General features: G+C 62.0%; 25 protein-coding genes and 1 pseudogene. 12 read left to right on the top strand and 14 right to left on the bottom strand.

The window, feature by feature from the left end:
- Window positions 1–65: 65 nt before the first annotated feature.
- Window positions 66–536, bottom strand: a complete 471-nt coding sequence (locus AC070A_RS04355; RefSeq protein WP_057249136.1) for an aminoacyl-tRNA deacylase — start codon at window positions 534–536, stop codon at window positions 66–68.
- A gap of 85 nt (window positions 537–621) precedes the next feature.
- Window positions 622–1,167, bottom strand: coding sequence for a dTDP-4-dehydrorhamnose 3,5-epimerase family protein (locus tag AC070A_RS04360; protein WP_057249106.1), 546 nt, complete (start codon window positions 1,165–1,167; stop codon window positions 622–624).
- Window positions 1,168–1,339: 172 nt separating this feature from the next.
- Here AC070A_RS04360 and AC070A_RS04365 point away from each other — a divergent pair, with 172 nt between their 5' ends.
- From AC070A_RS04365 to AC070A_RS04395, 7 genes are all read left to right on the top strand, one after another.
- Window positions 1,340–2,092: a cephalosporin hydroxylase family protein gene (locus tag AC070A_RS04365; RefSeq protein WP_057249105.1), complete on the top strand. Its 753-nt coding sequence runs from the start codon at window positions 1,340–1,342 to the stop codon at window positions 2,090–2,092.
- An 85-nt stretch (window positions 2,093–2,177) separates the two neighbouring features.
- A complete protein-coding gene (locus tag AC070A_RS04370) occupies window positions 2,178–2,894 on the top strand; it encodes a WbqC family protein (RefSeq protein WP_057249104.1) in 717 nt (238 codons plus the stop codon).
- Window positions 2,891–3,616 carry a class I SAM-dependent methyltransferase gene (locus AC070A_RS04375; protein ID WP_199536444.1) on the top strand — a complete coding sequence of 242 codons (726 nt, stop codon included), beginning with the start codon at window positions 2,891–2,893 and terminating at the stop codon, window positions 3,614–3,616. Before AC070A_RS04370 ends, AC070A_RS04375 begins: the two co-directional genes overlap by 4 nt.
- A complete protein-coding gene (locus AC070A_RS04380) occupies window positions 3,613–4,488 on the top strand; it encodes an NAD-dependent epimerase/dehydratase family protein (protein ID WP_093234910.1) in 876 nt (291 codons plus the stop codon). Before AC070A_RS04375 ends, AC070A_RS04380 begins: the two co-directional genes overlap by 4 nt.
- Window positions 4,488–5,483, top strand: a complete 996-nt coding sequence (locus tag AC070A_RS04385; protein WP_113479267.1) for an ATP-grasp domain-containing protein — start codon at window positions 4,488–4,490, stop codon at window positions 5,481–5,483. The genes AC070A_RS04380 and AC070A_RS04385 overlap by 1 nt, the downstream gene beginning before the upstream one ends.
- Window positions 5,480–6,190 carry a metallophosphoesterase family protein gene (locus AC070A_RS04390; RefSeq protein ID WP_058326431.1) on the top strand — a complete coding sequence of 237 codons (711 nt, stop codon included), beginning with the start codon at window positions 5,480–5,482 and terminating at the stop codon, window positions 6,188–6,190. The genes AC070A_RS04385 and AC070A_RS04390 overlap by 4 nt, the downstream gene beginning before the upstream one ends.
- A gap of 15 nt (window positions 6,191–6,205) precedes the next feature.
- Entirely contained in the window at window positions 6,206–7,318 is a 1,113-nt protein-coding gene (locus AC070A_RS04395; protein ID WP_057249099.1) for a DegT/DnrJ/EryC1/StrS family aminotransferase, read from the top strand.
- 9 nt (window positions 7,319–7,327) lie between these two features.
- Here AC070A_RS04395 and AC070A_RS04400 read toward each other — a convergent pair whose 3' ends face one another.
- Window positions 7,328–8,188: a glycosyltransferase family 2 protein gene (locus tag AC070A_RS04400; protein ID WP_113479268.1), complete on the bottom strand. Its 861-nt coding sequence runs from the start codon at window positions 8,186–8,188 to the stop codon at window positions 7,328–7,330.
- Window positions 8,189–8,395: 207 nt separating this feature from the next.
- Here AC070A_RS04400 and rfbF point away from each other — a divergent pair, with 207 nt between their 5' ends.
- The 4 genes from rfbF (at window position 8,396) to AC070A_RS04420 (ending at window position 12,385) form a co-directional block, all read left to right on the top strand.
- Window positions 8,396–9,163 carry a glucose-1-phosphate cytidylyltransferase gene (gene rfbF, locus AC070A_RS04405; RefSeq protein ID WP_057249097.1) on the top strand — a complete coding sequence of 256 codons (768 nt, stop codon included), beginning with the start codon at window positions 8,396–8,398 and terminating at the stop codon, window positions 9,161–9,163.
- Window positions 9,160–10,227 carry a CDP-glucose 4,6-dehydratase gene (gene rfbG / locus AC070A_RS04410; RefSeq protein WP_112994609.1) on the top strand — a complete coding sequence of 356 codons (1,068 nt, stop codon included), beginning with the start codon at window positions 9,160–9,162 and terminating at the stop codon, window positions 10,225–10,227. Before rfbF ends, rfbG begins: the two co-directional genes overlap by 4 nt.
- A gap of 8 nt (window positions 10,228–10,235) precedes the next feature.
- Entirely contained in the window at window positions 10,236–11,468 is a 1,233-nt protein-coding gene (locus AC070A_RS04415) for a class I SAM-dependent methyltransferase (RefSeq protein ID WP_112994610.1), read from the top strand.
- 179 nt (window positions 11,469–11,647) lie between these two features.
- On the top strand, window positions 11,648–12,385 hold the full coding sequence (locus tag AC070A_RS04420; RefSeq protein ID WP_255571330.1) for a glycosyltransferase family 2 protein: 738 nt from the start codon (window positions 11,648–11,650) through the stop codon (window positions 12,383–12,385).
- Between the two features lie 181 nt (window positions 12,386–12,566).
- Here the strand turns inward: AC070A_RS04420 and AC070A_RS04425 are convergent, their stop codons facing one another.
- The 6 genes from AC070A_RS04425 to AC070A_RS04450 are packed head-to-tail and all read right to left on the bottom strand — an operon-like array spanning window position 12,567 to window position 18,950.
- On the bottom strand, window positions 12,567–13,334 hold the full coding sequence (locus AC070A_RS04425) for an ABC transporter ATP-binding protein (protein WP_057249094.1): 768 nt from the start codon (window positions 13,332–13,334) through the stop codon (window positions 12,567–12,569).
- Complete coding sequence (locus AC070A_RS04430) at window positions 13,331–14,164, bottom strand: ABC transporter ATP-binding protein (protein WP_057249093.1); 834 nt, start codon at window positions 14,162–14,164, stop codon at window positions 13,331–13,333. The genes AC070A_RS04425 and AC070A_RS04430 overlap by 4 nt, the downstream gene beginning before the upstream one ends.
- On the bottom strand, window positions 14,161–15,105 hold the full coding sequence (gene nikC / locus AC070A_RS04435) for a nickel transporter permease (protein ID WP_112994611.1): 945 nt from the start codon (window positions 15,103–15,105) through the stop codon (window positions 14,161–14,163). Before nikC ends, AC070A_RS04430 begins: the two co-directional genes overlap by 4 nt.
- Window positions 15,102–16,163 carry an ABC transporter permease gene (locus AC070A_RS04440; RefSeq protein WP_112994612.1) on the bottom strand — a complete coding sequence of 354 codons (1,062 nt, stop codon included), beginning with the start codon at window positions 16,161–16,163 and terminating at the stop codon, window positions 15,102–15,104. The genes nikC and AC070A_RS04440 overlap by 4 nt, the downstream gene beginning before the upstream one ends.
- Before the next feature lie 42 nt (window positions 16,164–16,205).
- Complete coding sequence (locus AC070A_RS04445) at window positions 16,206–17,846, bottom strand: ABC transporter substrate-binding protein (protein WP_058320799.1); 1,641 nt, start codon at window positions 17,844–17,846, stop codon at window positions 16,206–16,208.
- A 48-nt stretch (window positions 17,847–17,894) separates the two neighbouring features.
- A complete protein-coding gene (locus AC070A_RS04450) occupies window positions 17,895–18,950 on the bottom strand; it encodes a dipeptidase (RefSeq protein ID WP_057249089.1) in 1,056 nt (351 codons plus the stop codon).
- A 346-nt stretch (window positions 18,951–19,296) separates the two neighbouring features.
- On the opposite strand from AC070A_RS04450, the gene AC070A_RS04455 reads away from it, so the two are divergent.
- Window positions 19,297–20,571, top strand: a complete 1,275-nt coding sequence (locus tag AC070A_RS04455) for an alpha/beta hydrolase (RefSeq protein ID WP_375374131.1) — start codon at window positions 19,297–19,299, stop codon at window positions 20,569–20,571.
- Here AC070A_RS04455 and AC070A_RS04460 read toward each other — a convergent pair.
- The 5 genes and pseudogenes from AC070A_RS04460 to AC070A_RS04480 all read right to left on the bottom strand — a co-directional run bounded on the left by AC070A_RS04460 (window position 20,568) and on the right by AC070A_RS04480 (window position 25,369).
- Complete coding sequence (locus AC070A_RS04460; protein WP_112994673.1) at window positions 20,568–21,611, bottom strand: Gfo/Idh/MocA family protein; 1,044 nt, start codon at window positions 21,609–21,611, stop codon at window positions 20,568–20,570. The genes AC070A_RS04455 and AC070A_RS04460 overlap by 4 nt on opposite strands.
- 5 nt (window positions 21,612–21,616) lie before the next feature.
- On the bottom strand, window positions 21,617–22,408 hold the full coding sequence (locus AC070A_RS04465; protein WP_375374130.1) for a ThuA domain-containing protein: 792 nt from the start codon (window positions 22,406–22,408) through the stop codon (window positions 21,617–21,619).
- Window positions 22,409–22,517: 109 nt separating this feature from the next.
- Window positions 22,518–23,544: pseudogene (locus AC070A_RS04470) on the bottom strand (ABC transporter ATP-binding protein).
- An 11-nt stretch (window positions 23,545–23,555) separates the two neighbouring features.
- Complete coding sequence (locus tag AC070A_RS04475) at window positions 23,556–24,386, bottom strand: carbohydrate ABC transporter permease (RefSeq protein ID WP_058320797.1); 831 nt, start codon at window positions 24,384–24,386, stop codon at window positions 23,556–23,558.
- Window positions 24,386–25,369 carry a carbohydrate ABC transporter permease gene (locus AC070A_RS04480; RefSeq protein WP_058320796.1) on the bottom strand — a complete coding sequence of 328 codons (984 nt, stop codon included), beginning with the start codon at window positions 25,367–25,369 and terminating at the stop codon, window positions 24,386–24,388. Before AC070A_RS04480 ends, AC070A_RS04475 begins: the two co-directional genes overlap by 1 nt.
- Window positions 25,370–25,421: the final 52 nt, after the last annotated feature.

The following is a 25,421-nucleotide window of genomic DNA, read 5'->3' on the forward strand; positions in this document are numbered from 1 at the left end:
AAGAGAACGGCGCGCGAAGGCGGCCGCCGGCGAACCGCCGGCTTGGCATATTCTCTGAGCGGCCGTCAGGCCGGGTGGCTGAAGCGGGCGATCTGCGCACCCTTCATCAGGTTGCGGAAGTTCGATCCGCTCATGTGCACCAGCGTCCTGTGGTCGCCGCCCTCGAAGTAGACGTCGTTTACGTCGCCCAGACTTTCGTCGAGTAACACCGGCACGTCATAGGCCGAGCCGATCGGCGGCACCGCGCCGATATCGCAATCGGCGAAGAGGTTGCAGACTTCCTCTTCCGAAGCGAGACCGAGGCGCCGGTCCATCACGTCCTGCAAGGTGGAGAGCTCAACCCGGTGCGTGCTCGGCACAACGGCAAGCACGTACCCCATCTCGTGGTGAACGACCACGGACTTGGCAAGCCTGCTGCCGGGCACATGTGCCGCTCTCGCCGTCTGGCTGGTGGTGGCTGTGCGGTGATGGGCGACGGTGTCATAGGCGACACCCGCACCATCGATATAGTCTTGTAGTTTTCTGGCGATCGTCATCGTCGACACCCCTTCTTCCGTGGTGGCGCGGAAAGGTTATTGTCCTCCCATCCACCACGAAGTCAACGACGGACGGGACCGACGATCAGCGCTCGTCCTTCAGCATCGCGAAGGCCTGGTCACGCGCCGACATCTGGGCCACCGGCAACGGCCAGGCGATCGCGAGCCTCGGATCCAGGGCATTGAGCCCGCCCTCGGCATCGGGCGCATGGGGCTTGTCGTGCAAATAAATCAGCTCACAATCAGCGGAAAGCGTCTGGAACCCGTGCGCGAAACCGCCGGGGATCATCATCGACCGGCCGTTTTCAGCGCTCAGGACCTCGCCATGCCACTGAAGATAGGTCAGGGAGTCCGGCCGCATGTCGACGGCGACATCGAAGATTGTGCCCGCGAGACAGGAGACAAATTTCGTCTCGTCATGCGGCGCGCGCTGGAAATGCATGCCGCGAACCGTGCCTGCCACCCGCGTAAGCGTATGATTGATCTGGGCAATAGAGCCGCCGGCGCCAAAATCGGCGAGTTCCTCGCGGCAGAAGAAACGTGAAAAGAAGCCGCGATCGTCGCCAAAGCGCTGGCGTTCGACAACAACGAGACCCGACAGGGGTGTAGGAATACGGTCAAAACGCGACATTGAAACTTCCACGAGTGAGCGAGGCGCCCCCGCTTTCCCCCCTTAAGAAACCGGCCTTGACCGTATTTGCAATTGTCGACATGAAAGCGTTCACAGGAAAGCGTTACGAATCGACGAGGCTGCAAGATCGCGAATCGTGACCTGCGGCGTATCCGAATAAAGGGTAGCAGTTATGGCAGCAGCAGACGATCGTCTCGCATTCGAGGCTCACAAGAAGGAAATGTCGCTCGCGCTCGGCAAGGACGAGGACGCCTTTCGCCAGTCGCTCGAGACATTGGTGACGCTCGACAAATACGACTATGCCTATCTCTGGTCGTTCATGGGCGTGCCGATCATCCAGATGCCGGCCGATGTCATGGCAACCCAGGAAGTGATCTGGAACAGCAAGCCGGACGTCATCATCGAAACGGGCGTCGCCCGCGGCGGTTCGGTGATCTTCATGGCCGCGATGCTGCAACTGATCGGCAAGGGCAAGGTCATCGGCGTCGATATCGACATCCGTGCGCACAATCGGGATTCGATCGAAAAGCATCCGATGTCGTCGCGCATCACACTGATCGAAGGCCCCTCGACGGCGGCCGAGACGCTGGCGAAGGTGAAGGCGGAAATTCCTGAGGGCGCCTCGGTCATGGTCGTGCTCGACAGCGACCACAGCCGCGACCACGTGCTGGATGAACTGCGCACCTATGGCCCGCTGGTCACCGAAGGCCAGTACATGGTGGTGGCGGATACGGTCCTTGGATGGGCCGATTCATCGCAAACACCCACCAAACGCTCGAAAATCTGGCGCGCCGGCGACGAGCCCTATGCGGCGCTCAAGGCGTATATGGAAGAATCGACCCGCTTCGAGACCGATGAGGCCCTGAACGGCAAGCTTGTCCTTTCAAGTTCGCCGCGCGGCTATCTTCGCTGCATCGAAAAGTAGGGGCACGAAAAGAGCGGCTCGACCAGGCCTTCGTGCCGCTCGCCAACTCTCGATCGCGAAAACACGAACACTAGGCAAGTACCGGATGACTCGGAATATTGTCATCTCACAATCCATGTACTTTCCTTGGGTTGGGATGCTGGAGCAGATCAAACTGGCGGACGTGTTCGTCCACTACGACGATGTGCAGTTCTCGCGCGGCAGCTTCACAAACCGCGTACAGATCAAGACCCAGAACGGCGTCCGCTGGCTGACCGTGCCCTTGAAAGACCTTCGCATGGGGCAGCGGATCGATGAAGTGCTGATCGACAATCGAGACGACTGGCGGGCCCGCCACCGCGATATCCTCCGGCAGGCCTATATGAAGGCCCCCTTCGCCAAGGATATGCTGGAACTGGTCGACGATGTGTTCGCAAAGGACGCATCGACGATTGCGGATGTTGCACGCAATTCCATGCTCGCGCTTGCTGCCTACTTCAATCTGGACAGACCGAAGTTCGTCTCGTCGGACACGCTGACCATTGGCGGTGCGAGCAGCGAGAGAGTATACGACATCACTGCGCATCTCGAAGGGACGGTTTACATCACCGGCCACGGCGCACGGAACTATCTCGATCACGATCTCTTCAATCGCAACGGAATATCGGTTCAGTACATGAACTACGAACGTACACCCTACCCGCAGATGCACGGAGAGTTCACCCCTTATGTGACGGCATTGGACCTCGTCGCCAATTGCGGTACCAAGGGCGCAAGTGTCGTGCATTCCGGAACTGTCGATTGGAGGGAGTTTACCAAGTGAAATCCGAGAACCTGGATAACGTGGCGTCGGAATATCTTCCAAACGCAGTCACATCGATCGAGAACAATCTCATTCTCAACTGGTATCCGCAGCGCATGGTCGAACGCTTTGGCAAATGCCAATCGCTGCTCGATCTTGGAATTGGCCACGGCTACACCCCTCACCTTTTCAACAAGGTCTGCGACCGCCACGTAATCGTGGAAGGCTCGCAGTTCGTCATTGATCTTTTCAAGAAGAACAGCCCGGACTTTTCCGGCGAGATCGTCTTCTCCTATTTCGAAGACTTCGAAACGGATGAGCGCTTCGACGTCATCATCATGGGTTTCGTTCTCGAGCATGTCGACGATCCGGGCCTCGTCCTCGACCGGTTCCGGCGCTTCCTGAAACCCAATGGCCGTCTGTTCGCCGCGGTGCCGAATGCCAAGTCGTTGAACAGACGACTGGGCGTGGAACTCGGCAAGATCGACGACATCTACAGCCTGAACGCCAACGATCTGGCGCTCGGCCACAAGCGCCAATATTGCCGGGACACTTTCCGCGCCGAACTCGAAAATCATGGCTTCCGCGTGGTGCACGAGGAAGGCATCTATCTGAAGCCTTTGCCATTGCCCGTGTTGCAGACGCTGCCCGATTTCGAGGCCAATCTGCATGCCATGCTCAAGGTCGGCATTGAGTTCCCCGATCTTTGCGTCGGCCTGTTGATGGAAGCAGAATTGGCATGAAGACCGCCGCCATCATCGGCACGCGCTCGATGTTGGGGGGCCAGCTTGTCGCGCGCCTGCGGAACATGGGCGTCGAGACCATCAGTGTCGGCCGGGCGAAGACAGATGACATCGTCTTCGACATCGAAGGCGGCTCGGCAAAGGCACCGGATGGCCTGACCGCGGACGTGCTGTTCCATTGTGCAGCGAGCTTCGCCGACGACGGTCCATCGGGGATACAGCAAAACTTTGCGGCAAATGCCGCAAGCGCGCTTCACGTCGCCGAGCTCGCCAAACGGCTGCAGACCAGGGCGGTCATATACGCCGGATCGCTTTCCTCGGACGCGACGCTGGATGCGGCACCCCTGACATCCTACGGACTCACCAAGCAACTGGCAGAGCAAATGCTGGAATGGAGCTCGCAGAAACTGGGCTTTCGCTTCTGCAGCCTTCGCTTCTCGCAGCTTTATGACGTGGAGGGCCGCTGCTGCGCCCACCAGCCGTGGATGGGGCGTATCATCGCCTACGCGTCCCGTGGGCTCGACCTTCGCATGCCTGCTTCCCATGGTGTGCGCAACTTCCTGCACGTGCAGGACGCGGCAGATATGATGATCCGCGCGGCCGAAACGGGCATATCCGGTGTTTGCAATGCGGTTCACACGGAGGCGATGACCTGCGACAGGATCGCTGAAATCGCCTATGAAACCTTCGGGCTCGGGGGCAATGTCGTGATCGCGGCGGAGAAGGCTCCCTTTCGGAAGGTGAATTTTCCTGATGGTGCGGAAACACTGGCCGAGTTGGGCATGCCGCCTCTGATCACGATGCGAGACGGGATTGCCATGATCAAATCAGCCGGAACCGCCGAAGCATTCGGCCCGATGGACGTCAAGTAATGCACGACGACACAAAGCAATCGAAACAGCCGATTACGGTCGTGGTGACTGCGGTAGGCGCAATCATCGGCCAGGGTATCGTCGCGTCGCTCCGCCGATTGGAAGCACCGATCCGTATCATCGGCATCGATCGTGATGCCAATGGCATCGGTCGACACTTCTGCGACGACTTCGTCGCCAAGCCATCATGCGATGAGACCTCTCCCGTATATCTGGAGTTCTGGCTGGAACTGCTTCGGCGAGAAAACGTCGCACTGGTGCTACCCGGCCTGGAACTCGATGTCCTGTTCTTCAATGACAACCGTGCACGCTTCGAGGCGACCGAGACGCGCGTCGTCTTGAACAGCTCGCCGCTGATCGCGCTGGCGCAGGACAAATGGGACATGGGCGAGGCACTGCTGCAAGCGGACCTTCCGGCCATTCCGAGCACGCTTAGCCGCAGCCTGGAAGCTTGCACCCGCGAGCTCGGCCCCTTGCCGCTGCTGCTGAAGCCCCTTCGCGGCAACGGCTCCCGGGGAATAGCACTCCTGCGGGACGCGGCCGATTTCGATTATTGGACCCTGAAGAGCGCGGACGATTTCCTCATCCAGAAATTTGTGGGCAGCAACGACCAGGAATACACGGTCGGCGCGTTCGGATTTGGTGATGGCACGACGCTGCCGCCGATCGTCTTCAAGCGCAAGCTGTCCGTCGCCGGCAACACCCAATATGCCGAAGTCGTCGACGAGCCGCTCCTGACCGAGGCCGTGCGCAGGCTATCGCAACACTTCAAGCCGCTCGGACCGACGAACTATCAGTTCCGGCTGGAAGGCACGATCCCCTACCTGCTCGAAATCAATCCTCGCTTCTCGAGCAGTACCTCACTGCGTGCCGCCTTCGGCTACAACGAGGCGGCGATGGCGCTCGACTACTACGTTTACGGGAGAAAACCCGAAGCACCGGAGATCAAGACGGGCCGGGCCTGGCGCTACTCCGAGGACCTGGTGGTTCTATGATCGCCATCATTTCCGATATTCATGGCAACCTTCCCGCACTCGAGGCGGTGCTCGCACGCATCGACGAACTCGGCTGCAGCTCGATCCTGTCGCTGGGTGACGTCGTCGGATACTACGCTCAGCCGGGCGAGTGCGTAGACGTGCTGAAAGCACGCGGCATCGCAAACATCCTGGGCAATCACGATTATTACATCGTCAGCGGAGAAGGCTGCCCGCGATCGAAGATGGTCAATGACATCATCGAGTACCAGAGAGGCATCATTTCGGCCGATCAACGCGCCTGGCTCGCCGGATCGCAAACCTACGTCGTCGATGGATCGACCTATTTCGTTCACGGCAGCTGGCAGGATCCGATCGACGAATATCTCTACAAGGTTTCGGAGGCGCAGTTTCCCGACGGCTGCGAACGGCTTTTTGCCGGACACACCCATGTGCAGGTGCGCCTGGAGATCGGCGGCAAGGTCTTCTGCAATCCCGGCTCGGTCGGGCAACCGCGCGACGGCGACCCGCGCGCCGCCTTTGCGACGCTCTCGCCGGCAGGCATCGAACTCCACCGTGTCGCCTACGACATCGACAGGACGGCCCACCACATGCGGCAGGCGGGCTTCCCGGAGCGCTTTTACGAAAACCTCTATCTCGGCGCGCAGATCGGCGGCCGGATTGACAAGATCGTTGCCGCAGACGCAACCAACGACCGATCGGCTTGAGCACAGGCGACCCACATGACGAAACCTCGCATTCTCTACACCAAGCCCTCAATCACCGAACGCGAAGTCGCCTATGCCACCGATGCAGCGGCGAACGGCTGGGGCGAGCGCTGCTACGATTACATCAATCGCTTCGAGTCTGCCTTTGCCGCACATCTCGATGTCACCCATGCGATTTCGACATCGAGCTGCACCGGCGCGCTGCACATGGGCCTTGCCGCTCTCGGCGTCGGGCCGGGTGATGAAGTCATCCTGGCTGACACGAACTGGACCGCATCCGCCGCCCCGATCGTCCACCTCGGAGCAAAACCGGTCTTCGTCGATGTGCTCGCCGACAGCTGGTGCATCGACCCTGACAAGGCCGAAGCGGCCATCACGCCGAAGACCAAGGCGATCATGGCCGTGCATATCTACGGCAATCTCTGCGACATGGACCGCCTGCTCGAAATCGGCACGCGGCACAACATCCCCGTTGTCGAAGACGCAGCCGAAGCACTCGGATCGGAATGGCGCGGACGCAAGGCCGGTTCGCTCGGCGCCTTCGGCGCATTTTCCTTCCACGGCACCAAGACCATGACGACGGGCGAAGGCGGCATGTTCGTCACCAGCGACAGCAAGCTCTATGAAAAGGTGCTGACCCTTTCCAATCACGGCCGGGCACGCGGACAAAAGAAACAGTTCTGGCCGGACGAAGTCGGGTTCAAGTACAAGATGTCGAACCTTCAGGCGGCCGTCGGCCTGGCGCAGATCGAACGCGTTAACGAACTGGTCGAGCGCAAGCGCGAGATCTTCTACGCCTACAGGGAACAGCTCGCGGGCGTGAACTCCATCTCCATGAATCCGGAACCGGAAGACACGAAGAACGGCTTCTGGATGCCGACGGTCGTCTTCGCGCCGGAAACCGACGTCACGCGCGAGAAGCTTCAGGGTGCTTTCGCCGCCGAAAACATCGACGCCCGCGTCTTCTTCTGGCCGCTGAGCTCGCTGCCGCCCTTCGAAGGTGTGTCGGCAAACACCGTTGCCTATGACCTTCCCGGCCGGGCGATCAATTTGCCGAGCTATCACGACATGACGTCTGACGAGATCGGCCGGGTCGTGCAGGTCCTGCGCGACTGCGCAGCACATTGATGGCCGAACTCAGCGAAGCGATAAGGCAGATCGGAACTTCTGCCTGAGCGCCCGTTTGTGCGTCTTGAACCAGGGGGCGACCCGGCGGTCCATGTGCAGCTCAAGCGCGCGCTTCATCGCCTTCAGCTCGGCGGCCGACCATTGTCGTTCTGCAATCATCTCAAGTGCAATTCGTTTGTAGCGCCTGCGCGCTTCCAGCAAGTCTAGCGGCGGCAGGTGGTAGTCGGCCTGGCGCTTGATGCGCTGAATGAACCGCCCTTCCGGTGACAGGGCGACCGCATTGTCGAAAATCGCAGGCAGCAGCGCAAGATGGTCCGCAGCCCACGCGAACCCGTAGTCGGGAAGACGCCGCAGCGCCACGCCTGTGGCCTCTCGGCGCCATAGGCCGTAGAACCAGCTCGGGTGGCAGCCGAGAAGAATGTCGCGAATGCGCAGCGCTCGCTCCCCCGATAGCTGAGACGGCAGGCCGTAAAGTCGCTCGATCCGCTCCGGCAGCTCCACTATCCTCAACACCGGCGAAACGGCAAGCGAGGCATGCGGCTCCCGGTCCAACGCCGCGACCAGGCCGGCAATGTGGTTCGGGTCGGCAAGGTCATCGTCGGCACGCCAGCAGAAATAAGGAGCGCTGCTCATAGCGTGCGCTCTGTGGAAGTTCTCAGTCGCCGAAACCGTCTCCCGGTAGAACACATGCCGAAAGCGTGGGTCGGTCTTCACGAAATCGGCGCAGATATCGGAGGTGCCGTCGGTCGATCCGTTGTCCGAGATGAAGACCTCAAAATCCTCGAACGTTTGGTCTCGAAGGCAGGCGAGGCACTCGGCGATGAAATCCGCGCCGTTATACGTTGGCAGCCCGATACCCACCCGCGCCATTTCCGTGTCCTACCCGGCAATTGATTGAGCCGGCAAATCGTGCAATGAACCGTGCGCGTCCGCCCCGAAAGTCGCGTTTCCGGCTGTGATAATTCGATCGCCTGGATTGTCAACATCGCACGAGCGATCCACGCGCAAGGTAGCATGGGTTATCTCAACGGGAGGAATGCGTCGCGCGCTGTACGCGCGTCACTGTGAGGTAGCTGCATGAAAGTCGTCATACTCGCCGGTGGTTACGGCACGCGCATCTCGGAAGAGAGCCATCTGAGACCCAAGCCGATGATCGAAATCGGCGGGCGGCCGATCCTCTGGCACATCATGAAGATCTACAGCCACTATGGCTTTTCGGATTTCGTGATCTGCCTCGGCTACCGCGGCTACATGATCAAGGAATACTTCTCCAACTACATCCTGCACTCTTCCGACGTCACCTATGACATGGCGACCGGCGAGACGCTGTTCCATTCCAACAAGGCCGAGCCGTGGCGCGTGACGCTCGTCGACACCGGCACGGACTCCATGACCGGCGGGCGCCTGAAGCGCGTCGCCGATCACCTGGGCGATACCTTCTGCCTCACCTACGGTGATGGCGTTGCCGACGTGAACATCAAGGCCCTGACCGATTTCCATCGCAGCCACGGCCGCGAAGCGACCGTGACCAGCGTCGTTCCGCCAGGGCGTTACGGCGCGCTTGCCGTCAGCGACGGGCGGGTTCAGAGTTTCATCGAGAAGCCCGCCGGCGACAACAACCGCATCAATGGCGGCTTTTTCGTCCTCAACCGCTCCGTGCTCGACCGCATCGAGGGCGACCACACCTCGTTCGAAACCACGCCGCTCGAAGGCCTGGCCAGCGATGGCCAGTTGATGGCCTTCCCGCATGACGGTTTCTGGCGACCGATGGACACGTTACGCGACAAGAACCAGCTCGAAGAACTCTGGCAACACGGTTCGGCGCCCTGGAAAGTCTGGTCATGAGCCGGCTTGCCAACCCCGCCTTCTGGGCCGGCAAACGCGTGCTTCTGACGGGCCATACCGGCTTCAAGGGAAGCTGGGCGCGGCTCTGGCTGGCGCAGATGGGCGCCCGCGTTGCCGGCTACGCCTTGCCGCCTGCCGCTGAGCCGTCTCTGCACGCCCTGCTCGGGCCAGGCGAAACCGCAGGCGAACATCTGAGCGATATCCGCGACGGCGATACGCTTGCGACGGCCATCCGCCAGTTCGACCCGGAAATCATCCTGCACATGGCGGCCCAGCCGCTGGTGCGCGAAAGCTACCGGACACCGGCCGAGACCTTCGATGTCAACGTCATGGGCACGGTGCGCCTGCTGGAGGCGGCCTGCACGGCGCCCGCGCTCAGAACGATCGTCGTCGTGACCACCGACAAGGTCTACCGCAACGACGAAAGCGGCCGGCATTTTCCGGAAGAGGCCGCACTCGGCGGCCATGACCCCTACTCCGGCTCGAAGGCTGCCTGCGAACTGGTCGTTTCGACCTGGCGGGATTCGTTCCTGCGCGAGCGCGGCATCCGGGTCGCGACCGCCCGCGGCGGCAATGTGCTGGGCGGTGGCGACTTCTCCGTCGACCGATTGGTCCCCGATATCGTCCGAGCTGCACTATCGGGCGAGATGCTCGATATCCGCAGCCCCATGGCGACCCGGCCCTGGCAGCACGTGCTCGATTGCCTCAACGGTTACTTCGTCTATGCCGAAGCGCTGCACGAGGGCCAAACCGATGTTGCAGCACTGAATTTCGGCCCCTCCCCCGCAGAACGGCAGATCCCCGTGCGCGATGTCGCCGGCGCAATCCAGATCGCCATGGGTCTGCAGACAGGATGGCGCGACAGTTCGTCTGAGGATCGGCCCCGCGAAATGCAGACGCTCGGCCTCGATCCGGCCCTTGCGCTGAAGGCCTTGTCCTGGACCGCGCGGCTCTCGCAGGATCAGGCGATCGCCTGGACCGCGCACTGGTATGACGGCTGGCGTCGCGGCGGCTCCGCCCGCGACCTGACGCTCGGCCAAATCGACGCTTTCATGAGAGGCTAACGACTTCGATGCCCCACAACTGCCGTTTCTGTTCGACGCCGCTCACGACCGTCGTCGCCGACCTGGGATCGACGCCCTGGTCGAATTCGTTCCTGGAGCCGACAGAGGAAGCAATCGCGCGCGAACGCTCGTTTCCTCTGAAGGCCATGGTCTGCTCCGAATGCCTGCTGGTGCAGACAACGGAGACCGTGCCGGCCGACGAGATCTTCACCGACGGTTACGCCTATCTCTCGTCGTTCTCGACCAGTTGGCTGGAGCACGCCCGCCGTTACGCCGAGACCATGACCGAGCGCTTCGGACTCGGCAACGCGTCACAGGTGGTTGAGATCGCCTCGAATGACGGCTACCTGCTGCAATATTTCGTCGCCAAGGGCGTGCCCGTGCTCGGCGTCGAGCCCGCCGCCAATGCGGCACGGATCGCCGAAGACCGCAACGTTCCGACCGAGGTGGCCTTCTTCGGCCGCGAAACCGCGACGGCGCTCGTCAATCGCGGCATCCGCGCCGACCTGACCGCCGCCAACAACGTGCTGGCCCATGTGCCCGATATCGCGGATTTCGTCGGCGGCTTCGCCATCCTGCTGAAACCCGATGGCGTGGCGACGTTCGAGTTTCCGCATCTGTTGCGTCTCATGGAAGGCGTGCAGTTCGACACGATCTACCACGAACACTATTCCTACCTGTCGCTGGCCGCCGTCGAACGGATCTTCGCAAACGCCGGCCTGAAGGTCTTCGACGTCGAGGAACTCGCGACCCACGGCGGTTCGCTGCGGGTCTTTGCTCAACTGGCCTCCGGTGCGCGCGAAGCGACCGAAAGGCTAGCAGCTGTCCGCGAGAAGGAAGCCGCAGCCGGCCTGATGCGGATGGAAACCTACGCTGCCTTCGACGACCGGATCGCCGCCGTCTGCAAAGGATTTCAAGAGTTCCTGGCGCGTGCCAAGGCCAAAGGCAAGACGGTGGCCGCCTATGGCGCCGCCGCCAAGGGAAACACTTTCCTCAATGTCTGCGGCGTAAAGCCGGGCGACATTGCCTTCGCGGTCGACCGCAACGATCTGAAGCAGGGCAAGCTGTTGCCGGGCACCCATATCCCGGTGCACGCACCGGCCCACCTGCAGGTTGCGAAGCCCGATTATCTCGTCATCCTGCCGTGGAACCTGACCACGGAAATCGTTGCGGACAATGCCGCAATCCGCGACTGGGACGGACAGTTCGTCGTTGCAATTCCGGAGCTGAAAATCTTCTGATTCCCGGCGCCGGGCGGAGAAAATGTGGACATACTTCCGCCCGGACCCCACACCAAGCAGCGAAAATCCATAATGTATATCGCCTGGGGTTGGTCTGCCCCAAATTTGACGTGTTCAGATTGAAATTCGGCGATGGCGTGGGTTCCAACAGTTGCAAATTAGCACCCTAAGGAGGTGCAATGTCCACTATTGACCTATGCCTTGTCGCCACCCGGCGACCGGACCTGCTTGCCCAGACGCTGGCCAGCTTCCGGGACAGGATCTTTCTCAGGCTCGAGCTGCGCGGCGCCTATCTCAACCTTGATCCGATCTTCGGATCGCCCGAGGATCACAGCACTTGCGTGGAGATCTTCCGCAGCCACTTCCCCGACGGCACCGTCTTCCAACCGGAGAACCCCGGCTTCTGCGCGGCTGTCGCGAGACTCTGGTCGTCGACCAGCGCCGACTGGGTCTTCCATCTGGAAGACGACTGGATTGCCCTGAGGGACATGGGAGAGGAATTGCTGGCACCCTTTGCCGATCCGGCGATCACCCAGGTGTCATTCCATACGGCGGACCAGAACTGGGATATCCGCCGCAAGGGTCACTTCCACCGGCGAAACGAGTATGCGCGTTTCCTCGGGATCAAGATCCCGCTGTTTCGCACCTTCCCGAAATTCACAACGTCTCCCTCCATCCTTCGCGGCGGCTTTGCGCGCCATTGCGCCGGGCTGATGGATTTTTCTCGTGACCCCGAGAAGCAGTTCTATTCCGGCGTAAATCCGGCAATGGAAACCTACGTCGCCCGGTGCCGGAACTACATCTTCTCGCCTGAGGCCCGCCCGGTCATCAAGGACATCGGACGGGAATGGCGCGAACAGCGCCGCATCCGGAAGGTGATCACCGACTCGGCCTCGATCTGGCGGCAAAGCGCGTAAACGTGCCGGCTCTACTGCATGTTTCCTTCAATCGTACCCGATTAAAGGACAAAAACATGCAGCACTTCAAAGTGCTACAGCGACCTTTGCGCGTCTGATAAGACGCGCGGCGCTGTAGGGCGCGGTTCCCCCCAACAAGGGTTACGCAAGCGGGATGCTCGTCCCGCTTGCGCTGGTACCGTCACGCGGTCGCGGCAGCGTCCTTGCGCTGGAACCCCTTGCTCGCCACCATCAGGCTGCGCGTATAGTCCTCGCCGATCCGCCCGGCGACGAGATCGCCGGAAGACAGGTACTCGACGACGCGCCCGCCCTGCATGACCGCCAGCCGGTCGCACATATGGGTGACGACGCCGAGGTCATGGCTGACCATGATGAAGGTGAGCTTGCGGTCGCGCCTGACCTGCTCCAGTAGGTTCAGGACCTCTGCCTGCACCGAAGCGTCGAGCGCCGACGTCGGTTCGTCGAGAAGCAGGGTCGAGGGCTCGAGGATCAGCGCCCGGGCAATGGCGATACGCTGGCGCTGCCCACCAGAAAGCTGATGCGGATAGCGGAAGCGGAACCCCGACCCGAGACCGACTTCGTCGAGCGCCTTGAGGATGCGGCGTTCGCCGTCCGCCACGCCGTGGATAGCCAAAGGCTCAAGCAGTTGCCGGTCGATCGTCTGGCGCGGGTGCAGCGAGCCGTAGGGATCCTGGAACACCATCTGCACGGCGCGATAGAAGGCCTTGTCGCGCTTGGCACCCTTGAGCACCCGATCATGGACGCGGATGGTACCGCCCGTAACAGGCGCAAGACCGGCGATTGCCCGGAGCAAGGTCGACTTGCCCGATCCGGACTCGCCGACGAGACCAAAGGATTCGCCCGGCGCAATCTCGACGCTAACGTCGTTCAGCGCCTTGAATTCGTCATAGGTGACGGAGAGATTCGAAACGGAAACGGCTGATGTCATTGAGCCCACTCCGGCTTGCGGTCGAGAACCGGCAGGGGATGGCGATCGGATCCGATCGCCGGCATGCAGTTCAGCAAACCTTGCGTATAGGGATGCTTGGCGTTGGCGAGTTCGGACGCAGCCAGTTCCTCGACGATCCTGCCGGCATACATGACAATCACCCGGTCGCAGAAGGACGAGACGAGCCTGAGATCGTGCGAGACGAAAATCAGGCCCATGCCGCGCTCGGCAACCAGCTTGTCGAGGATACCAAGCACTTCGAGCTGCACGGTGACGTCAAGCGCCGAGGTCGGTTCGTCGGCGATCAGCAGTTCCGGTCCGGCAACCAGCATCATCGCGATCATCGCGCGCTGGCCCATACCGCCCGAAACCTCGTGCGGGTAGAGATCGTAGACACGCTTCGGATCGCGGATCTGCACGGCCGCGAGCATGTCGAGCGCCCGCTCCCGGGCTTCGCCGCGGCTGACACTCTCATGCTGCCTGAGCGTCTCGACGATCTGCCGGCCGATGCTCATGACCGGGTTCAGCGAATATTTCGGGTCCTGCAGGATCATCGCGATGCGCTTGCCCCGGAGGTCCCGACGGACCTTTGGCGATGCCGAGAGCAAATCGATACCGTCGAAGGACAGTTGCTTGGCCGTCACCTGCGCATGGCCCGGCGTCAACCCCATGATCGCCCGGCCCGTCTGCGACTTGCCGGAGCCGCTTTCGCCGACGATGCCGAGGCGTTCGCGGCCGAGCGTGAAGGAGACGCCACGTACCGCCTCGATGAGGCCGGTACGGGTCGGGAACGAGACCTTGAGGTCTTCTACCGTCAGCAGCGTACTCATTGGCCGCTCTCCCGGGGATCGAGCGCGTCGCGCAGGCCGTCGCCGAGCAGATTGAAGCCGAGGCTGACGATCAGGATCGCAATGCCGGGCATCGTTGCAACCCACCACTGATCAAGGATGAAGCGGCGGCCCGAGGCGATCATCGCACCCCATTCCGGCAAGGGCGGCTGGGCGCCGAGGCCGAGGAAGCCGAGGCCAGCGGCCGTCAGAATGATGCCGGCCATGTCGAGCGTGACGCGCACGATCAGCGACGACATGCACATCGGCATCACGTGCCGGAAGACGATGCGGATCGGCGACGCGCCCATGAGCTGCACCGCCGAGATATAGTCCGAGTTGCGAACCGTCAGCGTCTCGGCGCGAGCAATGCGTGCATAGGGCGGCCAGGAGGTGATCGCGATCGCGATGACAGCGTTTTCGATCCCCGGTCCGAGCGCCGCGACGAAGGCGAGCGCCAGCACCAGCTTCGGGAAGGCAAGGAAGATATCGGTGATGCGCATCAGCACCGCATCGACCCAGCCACCGGCATAGCCGGCGACCGCGCCGACGATCAGGCCGATCGGCGCGGCGATAACAGCGACCAGCAGCACGACGGCAAGCGTCAGCCGCGAACCATGGATCAGCCGCGAAAGGATGTCGCGACCGAGATCGTCGGTGCCGAGCAGGTAGCCGGGGCTTCCTGGTGGCTGCAGCCGGGCGTTGGCAAGATCGCCGATATAGGGCGAGTGCGGCGCCAGGACATCGGCGAAGGCCGCAACGAAGACCAGCGCCAACAGGATGATGAGGCCGAGAACGGCGAGCTTGTTGGCGGCAAAGCGCTGCCAGGTCATGTAGGCGCGGCCGAGACGGGCCTGGGTGCGCGACTGCGGGCGATCGGACAGCAGCCATTCGCGCCGCGTCATCGGGCGTGTCGGGGGACGTGTTTCGGTAACGGTGCTCATCGCTGGCGCGTCCTCGGGTCGAGCGTCCGGTAGAGAAGGTCGGACAAAAGATTGATGCCGATGAAGACCGAACCGATGACGATGGTGCCACCAAGGACGGCGTTCATGTCGGCATTCTGCAGCGAGTTGGTGATGTAGAGGCCGAGGCCCGGCCAGGCGAACACGGTTTCTGTCAGCACAGAGCCTTCGAGCAGGCCGGCATAGGAAAGCGCAATCACGGTCACGAGCGGCACCGCCGCGTTTCGCAGCGCATGACCCCAGATGATACGGGTCTCGGAAAGGCCCTTGGCGCGCGCGGCGACGATATATTCCTGCTGCAGCTCATTGAGCATGAAGCTGCGCGTCATGCGGCTGATATAGGCGAGCGAAAAGTAACCGAGCAGCGACGCCGGCAGGATGATGTGGCGGAAAACGTCCCACAGCACGTCCCACTGCCGCTGCCAGAGCGCGTCGAACAGGTAGAAGCCGGTGATCGGCGTGAACGTATATTCGAAGACGATATCGATACGGCCGGGATAGGCGACCCATTTCAGCCGCGCGTAAAAGACCAGCAGCGACAGCAGCGCCAGCCAGAAGATCGGCACGGAATAGCCGACGAGGCCGATGACGCGGACGATCTGGTCGGCGATGCTGCCCCGCTTGACGGCGGCGAGAACGCCGAGTGGCACGCCGAAGATGGCGCCGATCAGGGTGCCGAGCGTCGCAAGCTCCATCGTCGCCGGGAAGACGCGGCGGATGTCGGTCATGACGGGGTTCGTGGTCAGCACCGAAACGCCGAAATCGCCGGTCAGCGCCTGGCGGACATAGATGAAGAATTGTTGGTAGAGGGGCAGGTTCAGCCCCATCGCCTCGCGCGTCCTTTCGACGACGTGCGTCGGCGCCCGGTCGCCGAGAACGGCCAGAACCGGGTCGATCGGGATCACCCGGCCGATGAAGAAGGTGACGGCCAGAAGGCCGAGATAGGTGGTGACGACAACGACAAGAAAGCGCAGCACCGCTGCCACGATCTTACCGGGACGGGCGCGTTTGCGCCCGCCCACTGTCCCTGTTGCGCTCATGCTCAAGGGAACGATCCTTTCGGTTTATTCCTTCGAGACGGCTTATTCTTTGGTGATGCCGGCGACGAAGTTGGTGTCGAAGCTCGGACCGAGCTTCAGGCCCTTGACGTTGCCGCGGTAGCCGGCGACTTCGGTCTGCTGGAAGATGATGACGAACGGGCTTTCGCCCAGAACGGTCTTCTGCAGTTCCTTGTAGGTCTCGGCACGCTTGGCGCTGTCGCGCTCAAGCAGGGCGTCCTTGGTCTTCTTCGTCAGCTCCGGAACGTCCCAGGCATTGCGCCAGGCAAGCGTCTTGTTCTTGCCTTCGTCGGAATTGTCAGGGTTGCTGGTGAAGGTTTCAGCGTTGGAGTTCGGATCGAAATAGTCCATGCCCCACTGGCCGATATACATGTCGTGGTTACGAGCACGATACTTCGTCAGCGTCTGCTTCCCGTCGCCCGGGATGATTTCGAGCTTCACCCCGGCCTGGCCTAGCGTCTGCTGGAAGGATTCGGCAATACCGGTGACCGGCTGGCCGTTGCGAACGTCCATGGTGACGGTGAAGCCGTCGGCAAGGCCGGCCTTCGTCAGCAGTTCCTTCGCCTTGGCGACGTCGAGCTTGTAGGGGTTCTCGTCGAGGGCACCCAGAACGCCCTTCGGCAGGAAGCTCTGGTGGATCTCGCCGATGCCCTTGATGAGCGTCGAGCCGATCGCATCATAGTCGACCAGATACTTGAAGGCTTCACGCACTTCAGGCTTGGCGAGGTTGGCGTTCTTCTGGTTGAGGCTGATGTAGTAGACCGTGCCCTTCGGCGCATTCGTCGTGGCGAGGTCGGCGTTCTTCGAAACGGCGTCGTAATCGCCCGGCTCGAGGTTGCGTGCGACGTCGATATCGCCCGCTTCGAGCGCCAGGCGCTGGCCCGAGCTTTCCTTCATGTGGCGATAGATGACGCGGGCGAGCTTCGCCTGTTCGCCATAGTAGTTGTCGTTGCGCTCGAGCACGATAACCTCGTTGGCGCGCCACTCGCGCAGCTTGAACGGACCGGAGCCGGCGTAGCCGGTCTTCAGCCATTCGTTGCCGAAGTCGTTGTCGTACTTGAAGTCGTCGCTCGGCGTGACCGCTTTGACGTGTTCGAGAACGAGTTTCTTGTCGAGGACTGCGCCCACGGTCGCCGTCAGGCAATTCAGAACAAAGCTCGGAGCATAGGGCTGGTCGACGGTAAAGACGAAGGTCGTCTCGTCGGTAGCCTTGGCCTTTTCCGTCACGTTGTCGCCGTTGAGGCCAAACTGGGTGAGGATAAAGGCGGGGCTCTTGTCGAGCTTGACGGCGCGCTCGAACGACCAGGCGACGTCCTCGGCGGTTACCGGGTTGCCGGAGGCGAACTTAAGGCCGGACTTCAGCTTGAACGTATAGGTCAGGCCGTCATCGGACACGGTCCAGCTGTCGGCGAGGTCGCCGACGACCTTGGTTGTGTCGTTGATGTCGAGGCGCACCAGCATGCTGTAGGTGTTGCCGGTGATTTCGGCCGCGGTCAGCTCGAAGGCTTCGCCCGGATCCATGGAGATGACGTCGTCGATCGCAAAGGCTTCGACCAGCGTGTCCTTCGGCGTTTCGGCAAAGGCCGGTGCGGTCGCGGCCATCACCATGGCAAGCGCCGCAGAAGCGGTCAGAAGACGAAGACGTCCATTGAGCTTGTGCATCATTTTTTGCAGTTCCCTCGTTTGCGCCCTTTTGGGCCCTTCTTCATGGGTTCAGGCGGCCTCGTGCCAAGCCTGCCCCAGAACTCTCCACCAGTTCTCCCGGCATATCTTTGCCAGTTCGGCGTCACCATATCCGGCGCCTCTCAACGCAGTAACGAGCGCATGGTTACCGGCTGCGTCAGCGATCCCCACGGGGATCGTTGCGCCATCGAAATCCGATCCGAGCGCCACGCATTCGATGCCCATGCGCTCGACCATGTAGTCGACATGGCGAACCATGTCGGAAAGCGGCGTCGCGGCATTTTCCTGGCCGTCGGCGCGCAGCATCGTTGTCGCATAGTTGAGCCCGACGAGCCCCTTGCTTTCGCGGATGGCGTCCAGCTGCTTGTCCGTCAGGTTGCGCGCAACCGGCGTCAGCGCATGCGCGTTCGAATGGCTGGCAACCAGCGGCTGGTCCGTGGTTTTCGCGACGTCCCAGAAGCCCTGCTCTGTGATGTGGGCGAGGTCGATCAGGATGCCCAGCCGGTTGCAGGCACGCACGAGTTCGAAACCCGCATCCGTCAGCCCCGGCGCTGTGTCCGGCGACTTCGGATAGGAGAACGGCACGCCATGGCCGAAGACGTTGTGGCGGCTCCAGACCGGCCCAAGCGAGCGCAGGCCGGCGGCATAGAAGGTTTCGAGCGCCGACAGATCCGCACCAATCGCCTCGCAGCCTTCCATGTGGAGCACCGAGGCGAAGACACCTTTCTCGACCGCTCCGCGGATTTCGGCGGTCGAGCGGCAAAGCTTCCAGGCCCCTGCCCGGTCGAGGCGAACGGCGATGTCGGCGAGCTCGATGGCGATCGCCAGCGACGGCAAGTGTTCGAGGGGCGCGGAGAGCGGCGTTTCGTAATGGCCGTTTTCATCCGGCGGCTGCAGGACCAGATCGCCCGAGGGCACGTAGATCGCCGAAATGCCGCCGATGAGGCCGCCCGCTTTGGCGCGCGGCGCGTCGATGTGGCCCTCGCCGATACCGTCGACGAATTCGCGGACCGGGTCAGCCCCCTTTCGGGCGTTCTGCCACAGGCGCAGAAGCACGTCGTTATGGCCATCGAAAACCGCCTGCATTCCTGAATTCCTTCATCATTTCAGGGAGATCGAACGGAGCACCTACGGCCGCGTCCGGGGAAAGGTTGTGGCGATGCTAGTGAAAGGCCAAAGCCTTTTCAATGAATATCAGGGGGTTTTACCCAGGGCTGCCTGTAGCGAAATGTTGCATGATTGTCGCAATCTCGCCGTCAAACACAGCGGCGACAGGTGTGCAATGCCGATCAAGGGATGAAAATCTGGCGTTTCTAATGCAAGGAATTGGCTCGGTCCCGCTCGCAGGGATGTCGCACCGCATGATGCGGTACTGGGGGTTTGGTTGCTGCGTCCGTTTTCACTCGCAGGTTCGCAAGGGCATTGGAGCCGCATCGCCGCCACGCTCCTCCTCGCCGTAACCCTTGCGGCCTGTGCCGGCCGGCCGGTCGGCGTGCTCGTTCCTTCGGGCACGACGGGTGGCGCCTCCCAGGTCGACCTGATGGTCGCGACAACGCGCGCGCCCACGGCGGAACCGGGCGTGCTTTTCAGCGGCGAACGGTCGGACCAGCTTTCCCTGACGGAAATCGTCGTTTCAATTCCGCCGGAGAAAAACCGGCAAGTCGGCCAGGTGCAATGGCCGAAGAAGCTTCCGGCCAATCCGGAGCGCGACTTCTCCACGGTCAGCGTCACGCCATTGCGTGAGGGCAACGACGTCCAAAGCTGGCTGAAGGGTAACCTGCCGAAGAGCCGGCGCGTGCTGATCTTCGTTCACGGTTTCAACAACCGCTACGAGGACGCGGTCTACCGCTTTGCCCAGATCGTCCACGATAGCGGCACGGACGTCGCCCCCGTCATCTTCACCTGGCCCTCGCGGGCCAGCATCTTCGACTACAATTACGACAAGGAAAGCACCAACTATTCGCGTGACGCGCTGGAGGAACTGCTTCGGCGTGCGTCGAGCAATCCTCAGGTCGGCGAAATCACCGTCATGGCCCATTCGATGGGCTCATGGGTGACGGTCGAAGCTCTGCGCCAGATGGCGATCCGCGACGGACGCATCGCGCCCAAGATCACCGACGTCATCCTGGCCTCGCCCGATCTCGACGTCGACGTCTTCGGCCAGCAGATCCGCGCCATGGGCGACAAGCGCCCAAAATTCACGCTGTTCGTGTCGCGCGACGACCGGGCGCTGACGCTCTCCAGGCGCATTTCCGGCAATGTCGACCGTCTTGGCCAGATCGATCCGACCGCCGAGCCCTATCGCACACAACTCGAACAGGCAGGTATCAGCGTCATCGATCTGACGGCGCTGAAGGGCGGCGACAAGCTGAACCATGGCAAGTTCGCCGAAAGCCCGGAAGTCGTGCGCCTGCTTGGCAACCGGCTGATCGCCGGCCAGACCGTGACCGATTCCGATGTCGGGCTCGGCGAACGTCTGGGCGCCGTCACGCTCGGCGCAACGCAGACCGTCGGCAGTGCCGCAAGTCTCGCGGTCTCGACGCCGATCATGATCTTCGATCCCAACACCCGCAAGAACTACGACGCGCAGCTGCGCCGTCTGGGTCAATCGATGGAAAACACCGTCGGCTCGGCGGTGACCCCTTGGGTACCGCCGGAAAGCGGGGGAGCTGCTAAAAGCAGCTCTCCCGACCGCCACTCTCGTTAGACGGGCAGCTCGCGCCGCTCGGCTTCCGTCGCCATCGCGAGGTCCAGGACCTTCTGAAGGTTCGCCGCATGGCGGAACCCGGGCTCTTCGGTCTTGCCCTCGCGGACTGCCGCGACAAAGCGCTCATAGTTCGTCGGGACGGTGCCCGCGTCGACATCCCGCCAGGTTGCGGTCTCGACATCGGCGCCGAGGCAGGCCCGGAGTGTCGAGCCATCGGGCGTGTGCACCACTTCGAGCGCGCCCTTGTCACCGTGCAACCGGAGCCGTAGTTCATTCAAGTGCCCGGTCGCCCAGCGACTGGCATGGACGACGCCCATGGCGCCGTTGCCGAACTCCGCGGTCATGACGAAGCTGTCATTGGCATCGAGATCATACTCGCCGATGCGGTTATCAGGCGCCTTGTCAAACGTCTTCAGTCGGGCGAAAACCCGCGACGCGTCGGTGCCGGCGCCGTAGCCGGCGAAGTCGAGAATGTGGATGCCGACATCGCCAAGAACGCCGTTCGAGCCGTGCTTGGTCGAAAGTCGCCACAGCCATTGCGATTCCGTTGCCCAGTCGCCCCAGGCCTTGGAGACGAGCCAGCTCTGCAGGTACGACGCCTCCAGATGGCGCAACTGGCCGACATCACCGGCGAGCACCATCGCCCGTGCCTTCTGCAGCGGCGCGACATTGCGATAGGTGAGGTTCACCATCGTCACCAGGCCGGAGCGCTCGGCGGCGTCGGCCATCTCCGCCGCCTTGGCGTAATTTTCCGCGAGCGGCTTTTCGCACAACACGTGCTTGCCGGCGGCAAGCAATGCCAGCGTCGTCGGGTGGTGCGCCTTGTCCGGCGTCACGTTCGTCGCCGCGTCGAACTTGCCCCAGGCGATCGCCTCGTCGAGCGAGGAGAAGGTCTCGGCAATGCCGTTCTTGTCGGCAAAGGCACGCGCACGCTTGGGGTCGACATCGACCGCGCCGACCATCTCGACGCCTTCGATTTTGGCAAAGGCCTGGGCATGGCTGTTCGCCATGCCGCCGGTTCCAACTACAAGAAGATGCATGATGCTCACCTGTATCCTGCTTCGCCGGCCTGGTGCAGCCGGGGGCCACGCTCGACGATCGGCTCCAGCGCCTTTTCGACCGGCACGTTCGGCGCATCGTGGATCGCCGTGTAGCGGTTGTCGGCGTTGTAGGCCCACTTCACCGAATTGCGCAGCACCTTCTGGACATTGGCGTCGTGATAGGTCGGGTAGGTCTCATGACCGGGGCGGAAATAGAAGATGTTGCCGGCGCCACGGCGCCAGGTAAGCCCCGAACGGAACACTTCGCCGCCGGCAAACCAGGAGATGAACACGGTTTCGAGCGGCTCGGGAACCGAGAACTGCTCGCCATACATCTCCTCATTTTCAAGCACGAAGTTCTCGTCGAGCCCTTCGGCGATCGGGTGCCGCGGGTTGATCGCCCAGACGCGCTCGCGTTCGCCGGCCTCGCGCCACTTCAGTGCGCAGGGCGTTCCCATCAGGCGCTTGAAGATTTTGGAGAAGTGGCCGGAATGCAGCACGATCAGGCCCATGCCCTCCCAGACGCGCTTGGCGACCCGCTCGACGATCTCGTCGCTGACGGCGCCATGGTCCTTGTGTCCCCACCACAGAAGCACGTCGGTATTGGCAAGGCGCTCGACGCTCAAACCATGCTCCGGCTCCTGCAGCGTCGCCGTCGTCGCCTCGATCGCGCTTTCGGTGTTCAGCGCCGCCGCGATCGTGTTGTGCATCCCGTTCGGATAGATGCTGCGGACCACCTCATTGGTCTGCTCGTGGATATTCTCGCCCCAAACGACTGTTCTGATAGGCACGGTCATTCTCCTTACATGTTCGCCCGTTGCGGGCATGTCGACTTACGATTGATGGGGTCGCCACAAATTGGCGACCCCGAAGCTTGAAGACCGTTTCGGTGTTCGTCAGGATGTGTCAGGCCGCCCCCTTCAAGGGCGTCCGGCCCAGAGCAAGCCCCGCTGCATCGAAGCGGTGGATATTGTCGCCGACCGGCGAAATCTGCACTGTCTCGCCCGGCCGGTGAAGCGAGGTGCCGCCCTCCCGCACGATGACCGGTTCCGCGGCGCCGATGTCGAGATAGATGTAACTGTCGGAACCGAGCATTTCGGAATGCACCACCGTTCCCGACCATCGGCCGTCGCCTGCCCTGATCTCCAGATGTTCGGCTCGGATGCCGATCGTATGGGCATCATAGGGCGCGGCGAGCGCGCCGGTCAGAAAGTTCATCTTCGGCGAACCGATGAAGCCGGCGACGAAGACCGAGTTCGGGCTCTCGTAGAGTTCGAGCGGCGTGCCAATCTGTTCGACCCGGCCATCTCGTAGCACGCAAATGCGATCAGCCAGTGTCATCGCCTCGACCTGGTCGTGGGTGACATAGATCATCGTCGTGTTGTGCATGCTGCGATGCAGTTTCGCGATCTCGATCCGGGTCGCAACCCTAAGCGCTGCATCGAGATTGGAGAGCGGCTCGTCGAAGAGAAAGACCTTGGGATCGCGTACGATCGCACGACCGATGGCGACGCGCTGGCGCTGGCCACCCGAGAGCTGCCGCGGCAGCCGCTGGAGATAGGGGGTCAGTTGCAGCATCTCCGCTGCCGCCTCGACGCGTTTCCTGCACTGCTCCTTATCCTTGCCGGCGAGCTGCATGCCGAAGGACATGTTCTCGAAGACGGTCATATGCGGGTAAAGCGCATAGGACTGGAACACCATCGCGATTCCGCGTTTCGACGGAGTCAGCTGGTTGACCACCTGTCCGTCGAAGGAAAGCGTACCCGAAGAGATGTCTTCAAGCCCGGCGATCAGGCGCAGCAGCGTGGACTTGCCGCAGCCGGAGGGCCACGAAGACCATGAATTCGCCGGCCCGGATATCCATGCTGACGCCCTTGATCACCTCGAAGGCACCGAAGGACTTGCGGATGTTGCGCAATTGAAGCTCTGCCATGTTTTTTCCCCTTATCCTTTGACGCCGCCGGCCGTGAGCCCGGATATGATCCGCCGCTGAAAGATCAGCACGAGGATAACCAGTGGCACGGTGACGATGATCGATGCGGCCATGATGTTGCCCCAAGGGACTTCGTACTCACTGCTGCCGGACAACAGCGCGATCGCGACCGGTACCGTCCGCTGGCTGTCTGATGACGTGAAGGTCAGCGCGAACAGGAACTCGTTCCAAGCGGCGATGAAGGCGAGTAGCCCCGTCGTCACCAGTGCCGGCCACATCAGCGGCATGAACACGCGCGTGATGATCACCCAGGGCGTCGCACCATCGACGATCGCCGCTTCCTCGATCTCGACCGGCAGGTCGCGCATGAAGGTGGTTAGCACCCACACCGTGAAGGGCAGCGTAAAGATCATGTAGGAAAAAATCAGCGCCAGGGGGGTGTTGAAGATGCCGACGGCGCGGATCAACTCGAACAGGCCGGCAAGCACCGCAATCTGCGGAAACATCGACACCGACAGGATCGTCAGAAGCAGCAATCCGCGGCCGCGGAACCGCACCCGCGCCAAGGCATAGGCGGCTGTAACCGCAAGCAGCAGCGACACCGCGACGACAACAGTCGCAACCATCAGCGAATTGGCAAGGTTGCGCAGGAAGCCGCTGCTCGTGACGATACCTGCATAGTTGTCGAAGGATATTTCCGTCGGCCAGTAATCGACCCGGAACAATGCCGTTCCGGATTTGAAGCTCGTCAGCACCGCGTAGTAGAACGGGAACACGGCCATGATGATGATGGCAGCGACAAGGGCGTAGAACGCCGTGCGCTTGGCAAGGGTGGCAACCATCAGCGCTCTCCCTCAAGATTGACGCGGCCGAACCACATGTAGGCGACGGTGATCGCCGCAATGATCAGAAACAGCATCGTCGAGGCGGTGGCGCCATAGGCGAACTTGTCGAAGTCGAACAGGTTCTCGCGCGCCAGCACCGACATCGTCTTGGTCTGGGCGTTGTTGGGCGTCAGCACGTAAATGAGATCGAAGATGCGCAGCGCATCAAGCATGCGGAAGATCACGGCGACCATCAGCGCTGGCCGGATCAACGGCAGCGTCAGCCGCCAGAAGACCTTCAGCGGATGCACGCCGTCGATCTTGGCCGCCTCGTAAATATCCGTTGGCACCATCTGCAGGCCGGCAAGGATGAGCAGCGCCATAAACGGCGTCGTCTTCCAGACGTCGACGATCAGCACCGCGACCATCGCGGTCTCCGGATTGGCCGTCCAGGCGATCTTCTGGCTGATCAGGCCGAGGCCGAGCAAAAGATCGTTGAGAATGCCGAACTGGTCGTTGAGCATCCAGGCCCACATCTTGGCGGAAACGATGGTCGGGATTGCCCAGGGAATGAGGATCGCGGCGCGCACCAGCCCGCGGCCCGGGAAATGGGCGTTCAGCACCAGAGCAACGATCAGGCCGAGCACCGTCTCGATGGTGACGGAGACGGCGGAAAACTTCAGCGTGTTCCAGACGGCATTCCACCAGGCCGGATCGGCAAGCAGCCCGTTATAGACCGTTCGCCCGCTCTTCAGCGTGATCCAGCTCAGATAATTCTTGAAGCCGACGAACTCGGCACCTTCGAGATTGGTCAGCGACGCGTTGGTGAAGCTGAAATAGACGGTGCGTATGAGCGGCCACCCGGCGACGAGCGCGAGCACCAGCAAGGTCGGCGCGAGAAAGATCCATGCGGAGCGAATGCGGCTGGCGTTGAGGTCGGAACGGATCCCTGCCTGTTGTCCGAGGACGGAAGGGGGATCTGCGAGTGAAAGATCGGTCATTGTCTTGGCTCACTCTTGCCATTCGGCGCGCGGCCGAGCGGTTGGCCCGAGA

The organism is Ensifer sp. GW101-20A05 (genome assembly GCF_059424735.1).

Bases quoted from the DNA above. Each gene is read 5' to 3' on its own strand.
- AC070A_RS04365 (WP_057249105.1), top strand. From the start codon at position 1,340: ATGGCAGCAGCAGACGATCGTCTCGCATTCGAGGCTCACAAGAAGGAA.
- AC070A_RS04355 (WP_057249136.1), bottom strand. From the start codon at position 536: ATGACGATCGCCAGAAAACTACAAGACTATATCGATGGTGCGGGTGTC.
- nikC (WP_112994611.1), bottom strand. From the start codon at position 15,105: ATGAGCACCGTTACCGAAACACGTCCCCCGACACGCCCGATGACGCGG.
- AC070A_RS04460 (WP_112994673.1), bottom strand. From the start codon at position 21,611: ATGCATCTTCTTGTAGTTGGAACCGGCGGCATGGCGAACAGCCATGCC.
- AC070A_RS04370 (WP_057249104.1), top strand. From the start codon at position 2,178: ATGACTCGGAATATTGTCATCTCACAATCCATGTACTTTCCTTGGGTT.
- AC070A_RS04430 (WP_057249093.1), bottom strand. From the start codon at position 14,164: ATGAGTACGCTGCTGACGGTAGAAGACCTCAAGGTCTCGTTCCCGACC.
- rfbF (WP_057249097.1), top strand. From the start codon at position 8,396: ATGAAAGTCGTCATACTCGCCGGTGGTTACGGCACGCGCATCTCGGAA.
- AC070A_RS04420 (WP_255571330.1), top strand. From the start codon at position 11,648: ATGTCCACTATTGACCTATGCCTTGTCGCCACCCGGCGACCGGACCTG.
- AC070A_RS04480 (WP_058320796.1), bottom strand. From the start codon at position 25,369: ATGACCGATCTTTCACTCGCAGATCCCCCTTCCGTCCTCGGACAACAG.
- AC070A_RS04380 (WP_093234910.1), top strand. From the start codon at position 3,613: ATGAAGACCGCCGCCATCATCGGCACGCGCTCGATGTTGGGGGGCCAG.
- AC070A_RS04395 (WP_057249099.1), top strand. From the start codon at position 6,206: ATGACGAAACCTCGCATTCTCTACACCAAGCCCTCAATCACCGAACGC.
- AC070A_RS04445 (WP_058320799.1), bottom strand. From the start codon at position 17,846: ATGATGCACAAGCTCAATGGACGTCTTCGTCTTCTGACCGCTTCTGCG.
- AC070A_RS04360 (WP_057249106.1), bottom strand. From the start codon at position 1,167: ATGTCGCGTTTTGACCGTATTCCTACACCCCTGTCGGGTCTCGTTGTT.
- AC070A_RS04440 (WP_112994612.1), bottom strand. From the start codon at position 16,163: ATGAGCGCAACAGGGACAGTGGGCGGGCGCAAACGCGCCCGTCCCGGT.
- AC070A_RS04415 (WP_112994610.1), top strand. From the start codon at position 10,236: ATGCCCCACAACTGCCGTTTCTGTTCGACGCCGCTCACGACCGTCGTC.
- AC070A_RS04385 (WP_113479267.1), top strand. From the start codon at position 4,488: ATGCACGACGACACAAAGCAATCGAAACAGCCGATTACGGTCGTGGTG.
- rfbG (WP_112994609.1), top strand. From the start codon at position 9,160: ATGAGCCGGCTTGCCAACCCCGCCTTCTGGGCCGGCAAACGCGTGCTT.
- AC070A_RS04475 (WP_058320797.1), bottom strand. From the start codon at position 24,386: ATGGTTGCCACCCTTGCCAAGCGCACGGCGTTCTACGCCCTTGTCGCT.
- AC070A_RS04425 (WP_057249094.1), bottom strand. From the start codon at position 13,334: ATGACATCAGCCGTTTCCGTTTCGAATCTCTCCGTCACCTATGACGAA.
- AC070A_RS04465 (WP_375374130.1), bottom strand. From the start codon at position 22,408: ATGACCGTGCCTATCAGAACAGTCGTTTGGGGCGAGAATATCCACGAG.
- AC070A_RS04390 (WP_058326431.1), top strand. From the start codon at position 5,480: ATGATCGCCATCATTTCCGATATTCATGGCAACCTTCCCGCACTCGAG.
- AC070A_RS04450 (WP_057249089.1), bottom strand. From the start codon at position 18,950: ATGCAGGCGGTTTTCGATGGCCATAACGACGTGCTTCTGCGCCTGTGG.
- AC070A_RS04400 (WP_113479268.1), bottom strand. From the start codon at position 8,188: ATGGCGCGGGTGGGTATCGGGCTGCCAACGTATAACGGCGCGGATTTC.